Source organism: Clostridium sp. YIM B02555, from assembly GCF_022320955.1.
Classification (GTDB): Bacteria; Bacillota; Clostridia; order Clostridiales; family Clostridiaceae; genus Clostridium; species Clostridium saccharoperbutylacetonicum.
In genome coordinates this window covers 118,737-133,463 of record NZ_JAKJJY010000008.1, presented here as the reverse complement: position 1 = coordinate 133,463, position 14,727 = coordinate 118,737, and the positions used below count along the sequence as shown (strand labels likewise).

Below are 14,727 nucleotides of genomic sequence, written 5' to 3'. Positions count from 1 at the left end.
TTTTTCTATAGAAGTCCAAGGGGAGAGTATAATTGTATTTTCATCTTGGTCTTTTTTTGATTATTTCATTTTTATTTTAAATTAGATTTCTTTAGTGAATATATTATTAAAATAAACTTTATTGATTTGTTTTAAGGCAACATTCCTTTTTGTTTCCCAAGAGATATTTCTACCTATCAATAATCATAGCATCAGAAATTCTTTTTCGAAATTAAATCCTTTTATTTTTATTCGTATCAACTTAAAAATAAATTAATTTCCATATTGTAGTAAAAGTTTTCGTGAAATATAAAAATGTAAACATAAAAAAATAAGGTCTTAAATTTAAGTTAATCATGACCGAGGTTGATTACTTTACGATAAACATATAACTATTGTTATTTTTTTGTCGGATAATATTAGGTATCAATATATTTTTAGGAGGAAAGATGAATGAAAAAGAAAAAATTAAGTTTAATTGCAACTTTATGTCTTGTGACAACATTTGCTACCTCGGTTTCAATTACGGATACAATAGTAAAAGCTGAAACAATAAGCAATGTTGAACAAGAAACATATAATTGGAATAAAGCTAAAACGGGAGCAGGTGGAGGTTTTATTCCAGCTGTGATTTTTAACCAAAGTGAGAAGGATTTGATTTATACAAGAACTGATATGGGTGGAGTTTATAGATGGAACCCTTCAAATAAAACCTGGAAAGCACTTACAGATTGGGTAAGCCATGATGATTGGAATCTCCTTGGCTGTGAAAGTTTAGCTACTGATCCAGTTGAAACCAACAGGGTTTATTTAGCAGCAGGAACTTATACAAATGAGTGGACTAATGATAATGGTGCTATTCTCCGTTCAACTGATAAGGGAGATACTTGGGAAAGAGTTAATTTACCTTTTAAAATAGGAGGAAATATGCCAGGACGTTCAATGGGAGAGCGCCTAGCTATTGATCCAAATGATAACAGAATACTTTATTTAGGTACGCATAATGGTAATGGTCTATGGAAAAGTACAGATTACGGAGTTACTTGGTCTAAGGTAGATAGCTTTACAGCTGTTGGTGATTATATTGATTCAAATTTTAAAGATCAGATTGGAGTGGTATGGGTAACTTTTGATAAATCTACAGGAAGTAAAGGAAATGCTTCTCAAACTATATATGTAGGAGTAGCAGATACTAAGCAAAGTATCTACAAGAGTACAGATGGTGGTGCAACTTGGTCAGCTGTTGAAGGTCAGCCAACTTTAGCTAATCAGTCAAGCTGGGTAACATCAACTACAGATTCAACTCCAAAGGCATTTTTACCACACCACGGAGTATTATCTTCTGATGGATACTTATATGTTACTTATAGTAACACTTGTGGACCATATGATGGAGCTAAGGGTGATGTATGGAAATACAACACTAAGACAGGGGAATGGAAGAATATAAGTCCTATTAAACCTACTAGCTCAGACAATTTTTCTGGTTATGCCGGACTAGCTGTCGATCCTGAAAATCCAAAGACTATAATGGTAACAAATTTAAACTGGTGGCCTGATGTTCAAATGTGTAGAAGTACAGATGGGGGTGAAAACTGGACATCAATTTGGTCTTGGGGATCTTATCCTGAACGTAAATTGAATTATACGCAGGATATATCAAAAGCACCTTGGCTTGATTGGGGTGAATATAAGAGTCCTCCAGAAGTTACACCAAAACTCGGCTGGATGGTAGGCGGAATTGCAATTGATCCATTTAATTCTGACCGCATGATGTATGGAACAGGTGCAACTCTTTATGGGACAGATGATTTAACTAATTGGGATAAAGGTAAAAAAATTGATATTTCAGTAAAAGCTGATGGTATAGAAGAGGAAGCTGTAAGTGCAGTGATCAGCCCGCCAGCAGGTGCAAATTTAATAAGTGGAATGGGAGATGTTTGTGGATTCCGTCATGATGATTTAACAAAGACACCAGATAAGATGATGTCTACTCCAAATTTTAGTACTACAAGTATGGATTATGCAGAGCTTCAGCCAAATTTTATGGTTCGTTCAGGAAATGTGTCGAAAGATAATAAAGACCGTGTAAAGAGCTGTGGATTTTCATATGATGGTGGTAAGAATTGGTTCCAGGGAAAAGATGCAGAGGGGATGGATGTTGATTCAGGAGGAACAGTTGCAGCTGCAGCAGATGCAACTGCAGTTGTATGGAGTCCAACATCTGGAAAGATTAGTTACTCTAAGAGTAATGGAAGTTCATGGACAGCATGTACTGGAATTCCAAATGGTGCTAAGGTAGCTTCAGATCGTGTGAATCCAAAAGTATTTTATGGATTCTCAGATGGAAAATTTTATAGAAGCAATGATGGTGGGGCTACATTTAAAGTGACAAATGCTACAGGTCTTCCAAAGAGTGGAACAGGTAAGTTTAAAGCAGTCCCAGGTAAAGAGGGAGAAATATGGCTTACAAGTGGAAGTAAACAAGAAGGAATATATGGAATGTGGCATTCTAAAGACTATGGTGAAACTTTTACAAAGATTGAAGCAGTGCAGGAAGCAGATACAATTGGATATGGTAAAGCGGCAGATGGGGCAAATTATTTATCAATATATACAAATGCTAAAATAAATAATGTTCGTGGAATATTCCGTTCTAATGATGAAGGTAAAACATGGACAAGAATCAACGATGATAAACATCAATATGGAGCTGCAGATGCAGATATCAGTGGAGATGCTAGAATTTATGGAAGAGTATATATAGCAACTAATGGACTTGGAGTAGTATATGGAGATACCACTAAAGATAATACTCTAAAAGTTGTAGGTGACGTTAATGGCGATGGTATAGTCGATATTTCAGATTATATAGCTATGCAGAAGTATGTAATGGGACAAACTATTGATATAAATACTCAAAACTCGGATATAAATGGAGATGGAAGAATTAATACAGCAGATCTTTTTGCTTTAAGAAAAATAATTAATAGTTAATATTTACAGCAGAGAAAAAATAATTAAAAAAGTATTTAAAATATAAAAATCCACAACATTTTGTTGTGGATTTTTTGATTGGCTAAGTAAATAAATTATGGAACAATATGTCTTATAAACGTTTTCTAACACGTGAGTTTTGTCAAATAAATTACATAAATAATAATAAATTTATCTTAAATGTATTTATAGAGAAAATAATAAGTTATATGACATATATTAGATAGAATGCGATATTTTAAGAAAAAATGGTGAAATTCGTGAGATAATATATACAGAAAATTTATTCTGTAAAATTATTAATGATTTAATTAATTTATGGAGTATTAGTCAAAATTATGAAAACTATTCTTTAGGGGGTGAAAAATGAAGGGGACTTTTATAAAAATTAATTTTAGGGATTTTTATTAAACAAGGGAAAGGATGATCTTTATGAAAAGAAAAAAAATTTTAAGCGTTATGCTGGCAGCAGCTATTGTTTCAGCAAACTTATGTACTACACCTGTATTTGCAGCTGAAACTGCTAGTAATTTAGGCTTAGACTTAACAAATGTAAAAACAGATGAATCAACAAATGCAATAAATGGAACATTTAATGTGACTAATAATGGTGAAGAAGCAATTAATTTATCGGATGTAAAAATAAGATACTATTTTACAGCTGATAATAAAAAGGGACAAGAATTCCACTGTTACAATGCAGACATTGCAGACCCATATAAAAGCGTAACAGGAAATGTAACAGGAAAATTTGTTAAGATGGAAAGCAAGGCTGATGGAGCAGACACATATCTTGAAATAGGATTTGATTCTAGTGCAGGAACCCTTGATTCAGGAAAGACAGTAAACATTCAATCAAGCTTTAATAAAAAGGATTGGTCAAGCTTTAATCAAAGTAATGACTATTCCTTTAATGATGCGCAAAAAGTTGTAGTTTTAGTTGGTGGTAAGGTAGTAAGTGGAACTGAACCAACTGTATCAACAGTAGATCCAGGTAAAACAACAACAGGTGCTGCAGTTGAAGTCAATGTATCTAATGGGTCAAGTGCAAATTCAATAACACCTACATTCACAATTACGAATACAGGTGATGATGAATTAGATCTTACAACCTTAAAATTAAAATATTTTTATACAGCAGATGGAGATGAAGCAGAAACATTTAATTGTTATTATGCAGCAACAGTAGGAGGAGATTATCAGAATCTTACTGGAAATGTAGAAGGAAAAATAGTTAAATTGGGTTCAGCAGTTGCTAATGCTGATTCATATATTCAAGTAGGCTTTAATGGTGGAACTCTTGCAGCAGGACAATCAGCACAAGTACAAGCATCAGTTAATAAGGATGGCTGGAAAGACTATAATCAATCAGATGATTATTCATATGGTGACAGTAAACATGTGGCAGCTTATGTAGATAATAAATTAATATGGGGAAGCGAGCCAGATGGTACACCAATTGTGATATCTGCAAAATTAGATAGAACAAGTATTTCAGTTGATAAAGCATCATTAAAGGATGAAACAATCAATATTACCCTTAATGGAAATACTTTTACAGGAATCAGCGGATTAACAGAAGGTACAGATTATACAGTTTCAGATGGAAATATAGTAACAATTAAGAGTTCTTATTTTGGAAACTTACCTGTAGGAAGTAAAGCACTTACATTTAATTTTGATAAAGGAGAGGCTCAAAAGTTAAATGTTAATGTTACTGATTCTAATGTAACACCAGATGTTGATCCAGTAATATCACCAGTATCAGGAGATTACAATAAGTCAAACAAAGCAGATATAAATGTTCAAATGACATTAAACGGAAAATCTTTTGTTGATATTAAAAACAAAGATGCAGTTTTGAGCCAAGGTACAGACTATGTTGTAAATGGAGATGTGGTTACAATAAAACAATCTTATTTAGATACACTTCCAGAAGGACAAGCTACAGACCTTACATTTGATTTTAGTGGAGGAAAATCTAAAATATTTACAGTTAATGTGATCAAGGCAGTTGAAGATGGTTTAATTATAAATATTCCAGATGTTACAACAAAAGCTGGAGCTACAGTTACAATACCAGTAACTATTACAGGGATTGATCCTACAGAGGGACTTAATGGATGTAATTTCAAATTAAAATATGATCCTGCTCTATTTGAAAATGTATCTATAACATCAGGAGATATTTGTGTAAATCCAGCTAAAACTCTATTTAAAACAATAGACAGTACTAGTGGAACAATGAGTATAATGTATGCTGATTCTACTGGAAAAGACCTTGAGGCTATAGTAAAAAATGGAGTGTTCATGAATATCAACCTTAAAGTTAAGGATTCAGCTGCAAATGCAACAAGTCAAATACAAGTAACTAAAGCTGGAAAGTTTGTTGATAAGGATTCACATGTCTATACAATAAACTATAAGGTTGGAAAAATAACTATTGGCGATGGTGGTGATGTAATAACACCAGTAAAAGATTCTACATTAGATACAAATAGTGCAACTGTTGTATCTACAACATCAGCAGGGGTACAAGTTGGCATGGCCTTAAATGGAAATAAATTTGTTCAAATACAAAATGGAGATAAGGTATTAGTGCAAGGTACAGATTATACAGTTGATGGAACAAATGTGACAATAAATCCTTCGTATATTTCAACTTTACCAGAAGGAAGTAATGAGCTTACATTTAAATTTAGTGCTGGAAATGATGCGAAGTTTAACCTTAATGTTACAAAGCCAGCTACTGAAACATTGGCTGCAGGCATTGGAAAAATAGAAGCAAAAGCTGGAGATACTGTAACTATTCCTGTTACTTTATCACAAGCACCAACTGCTGGAATAGCAAACTTCTCATATAGAATCAAGTATGATCCTAATTTAGTAGAAGTAGTAGGTGTAGACGCAGGTAGTATAATTACAAATCCAGAGCAAAATTTTGTATCAGGAGTATATGAAGATACAAAAACAATATCTATCCTATTTATAGATAATGCATTGAGTGATGAAGAAACAATAAAAAATGCTGGTGTATTATCAAACATCAAATTAAAAATAAAAGATAATGCTCCAAAAGGTTTAATTCCTATAGAGTTTAATAATGATGATCATTCATTCTATGATATAAATGGAAATGAAATAAAAGCTGATTTTAATAATGGAAGTATAGAGGTTAAATAATAAACTATAGATATCCAACGCGAGAATTAGACTTATGCAACAATTACCGAAATTAGATACATTTATCTTCCACAGGACTAGTGAAATTTTCGCTGGAAGCTTCTAAATGGCAGCTTGTTGTCATTTCAGCGTGTTCCAGATGTAAAAGCTGGACATGCTAAAATGGAACAAGCTCCCATTAATAATCTTCATCAGCTCAATTTCACATGTCTGCTTCCAGAAAAATGTATCGGATTTCTAGTGTGGTGTTACGATTATAATCTCTCAATTATACATGTATATTCCATTTATAAGTTAAACTCTTAAATTGGATATCTATATAAAAAAGTTAAAAAATACATTGGCTGATCTTCAAAATAAGAGATAAAAATAATAGATAAATAATGTGTATTGTGCTTGCTAATACATTAAACTATAAGTCTGGCTAAAACAGAGAAGATTATGCTGGCTGAATATTTCTTTGATATACCAAAGATCAGCCATTGTATAGAAAGTATTAATTAGATTGTCTTACAGCCAATTTTAATTGGTAAAATTATAGGGGGGAAATACAATGATAAAAGCAAAGTTAAAGATATTAGTTGCATCTGTTATGTGTTCAGCAATTTGTTTAACACCGTTCTTCAATACTGCAGCTATGGCTGCTACTACAGCTCAAAATGCTTCGACAGCTCAAACTGATGAATATCAACAACGTTTCATGACTATGTGGGGAAAAATTCATGATTCTAAGAATGGATATTTTAAGAACTTTACTGATGGGGGAACAACTTTAAAAGTACCATATCATTCAGTTGAAACATTTATGTGTGAAGCACCAGATTATGGACATGAAACAACAAGTGAAGCGTATAGTTATTATATGTGGCTTGAAGCTATGTATGGAAAATTCACAGGTAACTGGAATGAATTTAAAAATGCATGGGATTCAGCAGATAAATATATTATTCCTCATGGTCAAGATCAAGCGGGAATGAATGCGTATAATCCGAATAGCCCAGCAACTCTTGCTAATGAATATCCAACTATAAATAAGTATCCAAGTAAATTACTATTTGGAACACCAGTTGGAAAAGACCCAATTAACAATGAGTTAAAAAATGCATATGGTTCAGGGGAAATGTATGGAATGCATTGGCTTCTTGATGTTGATAACTGGTATGGCTATGGTAATCGTGGAGATGCAAATAGTAATGCTCCAGCATATATAAACACATTCCAAAGAGGATCAGAAGAATCAGTTTGGAAAACAGTACCTCAACCATCCTATGAAACTTTTAAATGGGGAGGTAGAAATGGATATTTAGATTTGTTTACAGGAGACAATAATTATTCAAAGCAATGGCGTTATACAGATGCACCAGATGCTGATGCTCGTGCTATTCAAGCGACATATTGGGCTGATGAATGGGCAAAAACTCAAGGTAAGGATGTTAGTAAATATGTAAGTAAAGCATCAAAAATGGGTGATTACTTGAGATATTCTATGTTTGATAAATATTTTAAACCTATTGGAGTAGGAGCAGATCAGCAAACAGAGGCTTCTGGTCAGCATTATTTACTTTCATGGTATTATGCTTGGGGCGGTGGCGCTGGTGGAGACTGGTCTTGGAAAATAGGATGCAGTCATAATCACTTTGGATATCAAAATCCAATGACAGCATGGGTAATGTCAAAGGATGCAGATTTTAAACCTAAATCATCCGGTGGTGCGTCAGATTGGAATAAGAGTTTAGATCGTCAATTGGAATTATATCAATGGCTTCAATCTTCAGAAGGTGGTATAGCTGGTGGAGCAACAAATTCACTCACAACTGATGCTGGAAGTTATCAAAAATACCCAGAAGGTACACCAACCTTCTATGGAATGGCTTATGACTGGCAGCCAGTATATCATGATCCACCAAGTAACAACTGGTTTGGTATGCAAACATGGTCAATGCAACGTGTAGCTGAATTATATTACAAAACAGGAGATAAGAGGGCACAAGCTGTACTTGATAAATGGACAAAATGGGTTAAGAGTGTAGTTAAACTCAATGATGATGGAACTTATGCAATACCAAATAACTTAACATGGTCAGGACAACCAGATACATGGAATGGAACGTATACAGGAAATCCAGGTCTTCATGTGGATGTAAAAGATTATTCACAAGATGTTGGAGTAACATCATCATTAGCTAATACATTAACTTATTATGCGGCAGCAAGTAAGAAGTATTCAACATTTGATAAAGACTCTGCGAAGCTTGCAAAAGAACTTCTTGATCGTATGTGGAAATTAGACCAAGATAGCAAAGGATTATCAGTAGAAGAAGAACGTGCTGATTATAGTAAGGTATTTGATACTAAGGTATATGTTCCAGATGGATGGAGTGGAAAAATGCCTAATGGAGATGAAATTAAACCAGGTGTATCATTCTTAGACATTCGTTCTAAATATAAGCAAGATCCAGATTTTGCAAAGGTAGAAGAAGCTTATAAAGAAGGAAAAGCTCCAGTATTTAAGTATCATCGTTTCTGGGCACAATCAGAAGCTGCTATAGCAAATGGTACTTACTCAATTTTATCTAAGGAATTCCCAGCTGACAGCGTTCTAAAAGGAGATGTTACTGGTGATGGAACAGTTGATATCCAAGATTATATTGCATTACAAAAATATATCTTAGATCCAGCTACGCAAATAAATGCTGCAAATGCTGATGTAAATGGAGATGGAAGAGTAAATACAGCTGATTTATTTGCATTAAGAAAAATGGTATTGGATAATCAATAAACTTATAGGATAACAATTAGTTTATGTAAAGCTAACTAAATAACACATATATATAAGTTGTATATATAGATATCCAATGCAAGAATTATACTTATGCAACAATTACCGAAATCAGATACATTTATCTTCCACAGGACTAGTGAAATTTTCGCTGGAAGGTTCTAAGTGGAAGGTTGCACCCATTTCTGCATGTTCCTAAAGTAAATTTATGACAAGCAGAAAATGAAACAACCTTCCACTAATAACCATCATCAGCTCAATTTTACATGCTTGCTTCCAAAAAAATGTATCTAATTTCTAGTGTGGTGTTACGATTATAATTTCTCAATGATGCATGTATAGTCTATTTATAAGTTAAACTCTTAAATTGTATATCTATATTTAGTTAGCAATATGAAAATATAGGGGGGGAAAACAATGATAAGGAAAAAAATAGCATGTTTAATGCTTGCAGGTAGTTTATTTATGTCTTTTGTTCCAACTACCTTTGCTAATGCAGCTGATAAAGTTTCTGTAGGAAACTTAATAAAAAACAATACTTTTGATAATGGTGTAGGATTACCTTGGAACCAAGTTGAGACTTACCCAGCTGATGCGGACTTCGATATAGATAATGGAACTTACAATGTAACAATTAAAACACCTGATGAAACAAAATCAAAGGATACAAGATGGGGGGTTCAATTCCGTCATAGAGGCTTAACCCTTGAACAGGGACACACCTATGAAGTATCCTTCACAGTAAAAGCTACAGCAGATTGTAAAGTATATCCTAAGATAGGACAGCAAGGAAAAGAATATAAAGAATATTGGAATTACAATCATAAAGGCTGGGAACCATTAAGCCTAAAAGCTAATCAACCTGTAACTGTTAAAGAAACTTTTACTATGACTGATCCTACAGAAAATGCATGTGAATTTGCATTCCATCTTGCTGGAGACTGTTTAGCGGCTAATCTTCCTTATACAGTTTCGTTTGATAATATAAATCTAAAAGATCCTCAATTTCCAGGATACGATAAAGAACCAGAAGAACCAACAAATGCTGTTCGAGTAAATCAAGTAGGATATTTTACAGATCTTGAAAAGAAAGCAACTGTAGTTTCTAGTTCAACTACACCTATAGCATGGAGATTATTAGATAGCAGCAATAATGTTGTAAAATCAGGACAAACAACTGTATTTGGAAAAGATCATGCATCAGGGGATAATGTTCATACAATTGACTTTTCTGATTTTAAAACAGAAGGAAAAGGATATAAATTAGCAGTAGATTCAGCAGATGTTTCTCCTAAGGAAAGCATGAAATTTGATATTGGCAATACTATCTATTCAAAAATGAAATCTGATGCCATAAAATATTTCTATAATAATAGAAGTGGGATTGAAATAAAAGGGAATTATGCTGGAAGGGCAGATTTAGCAAGGCCAGCGGGGCATCCAAGTGATGTATTAGGCAATGCACCAAATACCTGGTATAAAGCAAATTATACATTGGATGTAACCGGCGGATGGTATGATGCAGGGGATCATGGTAAATATGTTGTTAACGGTGGGATATCTACATGGACAATGATGAATCAATATGAACGTGCATTACAGAATAAGGTAGATCTTAAGAGAGCTCCTTTTGGAGATGGAACAATGAATATTCCAGAGAGTGGAAATGGAATTCCAGATATTCTTGATGAATCACGTTGGAATTTACAGACACTTTTAAAAATGCAAGTACCAGATGGCAATGAACTTGCAGGAATGGTACACCATAAGGCTCATGATGAACGTTGGACAGCTCTTGGAATACGTCCAGACCAAGATCCACAAAAGCGTTACTTACAGCCACCAAGTACTGCAGCGACGTTAAATTTAGCAGCTATTGCAGCACAAGGTTCTCGTCTTTGGAAGAGTTATGATAGTGCTTTTGCAAGTAAATGTTTAGCATCAGCTGAAAAAGCATGGGATGCAGCAGTGGCACATCCAGATAAATTAGCACCACTAACAGGAGCTATTGGAGGCGGTGCATATGGAGACAATAAAGTTGATGATGAATTTTATTGGGCAGCATGTGAACTTTATGCAACAACTGGTGAAAGTAAATATTTAGATTATATTAAGAGTTCTAAATACTATTTACAAATGCCAACATCATTAACAGGAGGAGAGGATAATGGAATAACAGGTCCTTTCGACTGGGGAAATGTACAAGGCTTAGGAACAATAACTTTAGCTCTTGTGCCTAATGGATTACCAAAAGAAGATGTAGATACTGCTAAGAAAAATATTAAAGCAGCAGCAGATGTCTTTATAACTAACGAAAACAAAGAAGGTTATGGTACACCTATGACTGAAGGACCATATGGTTCACCTTTAAGCGATGGTTCTGCACAATCAGGTAAAGGATATCCTTGGGGATCTAACTCATTAGTAGTTAATGAAGGTATTGTAATGGCTTATGCAAATGATTTTAGTGATAAAACAGATAATAAATATATTAATGGTGCTGAAAGGTCAATGGATTATATATTAGGATGTAATCCAAATGTACAAAGCTACATTACAGGCTATGGAAGCAATCCACTAGAAAATCCACATCATCGTTTCTGGGCATATCAAACAGATAATACTTTCCCTAAGGCTCCAGCAGGTGCTATGGCAGGGGGACCAAATTCAGGTTTAGAAGATCCATGGGTTAAAGGATCAGGATGGAAACCAGGTTCAAGACCAGCAGCAAAATGCTTTATGGATAATATAGAATCTTGGTCTACAAATGAAGTTACAATTAACTGGAATGCTCCATTTGCATGGATGAGCTCTTATATGGATGATAATGGAGGCCAGAAAGGTGGAAATGCTGTAAAGGGAGATGTAAATAATGATGGTGAAGTTGACAGTATGGATTATATAGCTTTACAAAAATATATAATGGATCCATCGAATAGTAATATAAATACTGCAAATGCCGATTTAAATGGAGATGGAAAAATAAATACAGCAGATCTTTTTGCATTAAGAAAAACAATTATAAATAGTTAAAAAAATATTTTACTAATATAAGGAAATATGGTATAATTATCACGTGTTAACGATAACATTGTCATATAAGTAATATTATCCCATTACATCTTAAATTCAAAATGTTGCACACTTAATAAAGGAAATTTAATTGTAAGGGATTAATTACTTAAAATAATATAAATTATGGGAGGGATAATAATGACAATATCTAGAATTAAGGGCTTAGTCGCTATGGGACTTTCAGCAGCAGCAATGTTTGTTGCAGCAACTTCATCAAGTATGTGTTTTTCTTGCCATTTTGAAGAAGTTAAAATGCCTAAATCATTATACAAGCGTGATTAGTTATAACTTAATTGTAAAGGCTATATAAAGAAAAATCCCATTGACATATTAATTATTTATGTCAATGGGATTTTTTTTATAGCCCTCATTTATAAAGGTGCTTAAATTTATATTTTATAAAAAAGCATAACATAATACAATTTGGTCGTAAAAACTAATAAGAAATTAGAATATTATATTATGAAAAATTAGTGCAAACTTGGGAAAAAAGGTGGAAAAAGTGTAATAATTTGATAGATAATAAAAGAAAATGGATAGGAGGGGATATAAAATGCTAAAGAGAAAAGGATACATTTCTTCAATTATTTCAATTATACTTTTAACAGGATTTATTGGAACTTTATGTCCAATAAAAGTTAAGGCCGATGAAGGCAGCATAAAATACAATTATGGAGAAGCACTGCAAAAATCAATAATGTTTTATGATTTTCAACGTTCAGGAAAATTACCTAATGATAAAAGAGATAACTGGAGAAGTGATTCAGGGATGGATGATGGAAAGGATGTAGGCTTAGATCTTACTGGTGGGTGGTATGATGCCGGAGATCATGTGAAATTTAATCTGCCTATGTCATATACGTCAACCATGCTTGCCTGGTCACTTTATGAAGATAAGGAGGCTTATGAAAAGAGTGAACAGTTAAAGTACATTAAAGATGAAATAAAGTGGGCAAATGACTATTTTATAAAATGCAATCCAGAAAAAGATGTATATTATTACCAAGTAGGTGATGGAGGGCAGGATCATTCTTGGTGGGGGCCTCCAGAAGTAATGCAGATGAAAAGACCATCATATAAAGTAGATATAAATAATCCAGGGTCTACAGTTACAGCTGAAACAGCAGCATCTCTTGCATCAGCAGCCTTAGTTTTTAAGGACAGTGATTCTGAATACTCACAAAAATGCCTGAAACATGCCAAAGAACTATTTGAATTTGCAGATGAAACAAGAAGTGATTCTGGATATAAAGCTGCATCTCCGTATTATACTTCTAATAGTGGTTTTTGGGATGAACTTTCATGGGCTGCAACATGGCTTTACATGGCTACAGGAGACAGCACATATTTAGATAAAGCAGAAAGTTATGTTCCGCATTGGAGCGTAGAACAGCAGACTTCAACTATATCCTATGCATGGGCGCATTGCTGGGATGATGTGCATTATGGTGCAGAACTGCTATTAGCAAAAATAACTAATAAAGAAACATACAAAGAAAGTATAGAAAGGAATCTTGATTTTTGGACTACTGGATATAATGGAAGACGTGTAACATATACACCAAAAGGATTAGCATGGTTGAGTGATTGGGGTTCTTTAAGATATGCTACAACCACAGCATTTTTAGCAGGTGTCTATGCTGATTGGTCAGGATGTTCTAAGGAAAAAGCTTCAACATATAACAATTTTTTAGAAAGCCAAGTTAATTATGCCCTTGGAAGTACAGGAAGAAGTTTTGTAGTGGGATTTGATGAAAATTCGCCTAAAAATCCACATCATAGAGGTGCACAAGGATCTTGGTTAGATGATAAAAAGGTTCCAGGTTATAATCGCCATGTTTTATATGGTGCTCTAGTTGGAGGACCAAGTTCAAATGATTCTTATACGGATGATGTAGAGAATTTCAGATGCAATGAGCCAGCATGTGATTATAATGCAGGTTTTGTAGGAGCTTTAGCTAAGATGTATGGAAAACATGGAGGGGAACCTATAAAAGATTTTAAAGCAATAGAACAAAAAACTAATGATGAATTCTATGCGGAAGCTGGGGTAAATGCTAGTGGACCGAATTTTATGGAAATAAAGGCGTTATTATATAATAAGTCAGGCTGGCCAGCAAAGGTTGGAGATAAGCTTTCCTTTAAATATTTTATAGACATTAGTGAAATTATAAAAGCTGGCTATACTTCAAAGGATATAACAATTTCAACAAATTACAATCAAGGAGCTAAGGTGTCTAATTTAATACCTTGGAATGAAGCACAGAATATATATTATGTAAATGTTGATTTTTCTGGAACAAAAATATACCCAGGAGGACAGCCTAACTATAGAAAGGAAGTACAATTTAGAATGTCAGCGCCAGAAAAGTGTTCATGGGATAATTCTAATGATTTCTCATACAAGGGAATTTCAACTGTACCTGGAGGAACACCGCTTCAAACATCTAATATACCTGTATATGATGATAATGTTTTGGTTTATGGAAATACACCTGATAAAGGGGATAAGCCAGCTATAATTGGAGATGTAAACAATGATGGAGAAGTTAATATTTTAGATTATATTGCACTGCAAAAATATATAATGAATCCTTCAGCTAGTATAGAGTTAAAGAATTCAGATTTAAATGGTGATGGAAGAGTAAATACTAGTGATCTTTTTATATTAAGAAGAACCATAATTGAACAATAAAATTAATGAAATGGGGTAG

6 protein-coding genes are annotated in these 14,727 nt (G+C 33.7%); all 6 read left to right on the top strand.

The window, feature by feature from the left end; translation table 11 throughout:
• Positions 1-432: 432 nt before the first annotated feature.
• The 6 genes from L3B98_RS13330 to L3B98_RS13305 all read left to right on the top strand — a co-directional run bounded on the left by L3B98_RS13330 (position 433) and on the right by L3B98_RS13305 (position 14,708).
• Entirely contained in the window at positions 433-2,976 is a 2,544-nt protein-coding gene (locus tag L3B98_RS13330; protein WP_238917046.1) for a dockerin type I domain-containing protein, read from the top strand.
• A 432-nt stretch (positions 2,977-3,408) separates the two neighbouring features.
• Positions 3,409-6,159 carry a X2-like carbohydrate binding domain-containing protein gene (locus tag L3B98_RS13325; RefSeq protein WP_238917044.1) on the top strand — a complete coding sequence of 917 codons (2,751 nt, stop codon included), beginning with the start codon at positions 3,409-3,411 and terminating at the stop codon, positions 6,157-6,159.
• Positions 6,160-6,712: 553 nt separating this feature from the next.
• Positions 6,713-8,938 (top strand): glycoside hydrolase family 48 protein, encoded by a 2,226-nt coding sequence (locus tag L3B98_RS13320; RefSeq protein WP_238917043.1) that lies wholly within the window; start codon positions 6,713-6,715, stop codon positions 8,936-8,938.
• A gap of 417 nt (positions 8,939-9,355) precedes the next feature.
• A complete protein-coding gene (locus L3B98_RS13315) occupies positions 9,356-11,971 on the top strand; it encodes a glycoside hydrolase family 9 protein (protein ID WP_238917042.1) in 2,616 nt (871 codons plus the stop codon).
• 180 nt (positions 11,972-12,151) lie between these two features.
• On the top strand, positions 12,152-12,295 hold the full coding sequence (locus L3B98_RS13310) for a cyclic lactone autoinducer peptide (RefSeq protein WP_015391951.1): 144 nt from the start codon (positions 12,152-12,154) through the stop codon (positions 12,293-12,295).
• Between the two features lie 271 nt (positions 12,296-12,566).
• Positions 12,567-14,708 carry a glycoside hydrolase family 9 protein gene (locus L3B98_RS13305; RefSeq protein WP_238917041.1) on the top strand — a complete coding sequence of 714 codons (2,142 nt, stop codon included), beginning with the start codon at positions 12,567-12,569 and terminating at the stop codon, positions 14,706-14,708.
• The last annotated feature ends 19 nt before the right edge of the window (positions 14,709-14,727 follow it).